The sequence below is a fragment of the Ideonella sp. P3_A4 genome (assembly GCF_056403075.1).
In genome coordinates this window covers 1-707 of the sequence record NZ_JBFUGE010001291.1, presented here as the reverse complement: position 1 = coordinate 707, position 707 = coordinate 1, and the positions used below count along the sequence as shown (strand labels likewise).

General features: G+C 69.4%; 1 protein-coding gene. It reads left to right on the top strand.

The genetic code is table 11. The features are described from left to right. Positions 1–707: serine dehydratase beta chain (locus tag AC1DYI_RS37610; RefSeq protein ID WP_477209144.1), on the top strand; the 707-nt coding region annotated here is incomplete at both ends.

Below are 707 nucleotides of genomic sequence, written 5' to 3'. Positions count from 1 at the left end.
GCTCCCACACCGTGGGCCCGATGCGCGCGGCACGCCTGTTCGCGGCGCGCCTGCGCAGCGAAGGGTTGTTGGCGAAGACGACGCGCGTGCGCTGCTGGCTGTACGGTTCGCTCGGCGCCACCGGCAAGGGCCACGGCAGTGACAAGGCTGTGCTGCTGGGCCTGGCAGGCCACGAGCCGGACACGGTAGACGTGGACGCCGTGCCCGCGCTGATGGAGACGATTCGCTCCAGCAAGCGCTTGTCGCTGCTGGGTGAGCACGAGGTCGCCTTCGACGAACCGGAAGACCTGATCTTCCGCCGCCGCGAGACCCTGCCCTTCCACGCCAACGGCATGCGGCTGATCGCCTACGACGCCGAAGGCGCCGAGCTCGAAAACCGCACCTACTACTCGGTCGGTGGTGGCTTCGTCGTCAGTGACGAGGTGGCGGCCGACGGTTCGAAGCAGAAGGTCATCGCCCCGGATGCGACCGTGCTGCCGCTGCCCTTCCGCTCGGGCGCCGAGCTGCTGGAAGTCTGCGCACGCGAGAAGCTGACGATCGCGCAAGTGATGCGCGCCAACGAGCGCCACTGGCGCACCGATGCCGAGATCGACGCCGGCCTGCTGCGCATCTGGCGCGCGATGCAGGACTGCGTGGCCCGCGGCCTGAAGACCGACGGCATCCTGCCCGGTGGCTTCAAGGTCAAGCGCCGCGCGGCGCAGCTGTAC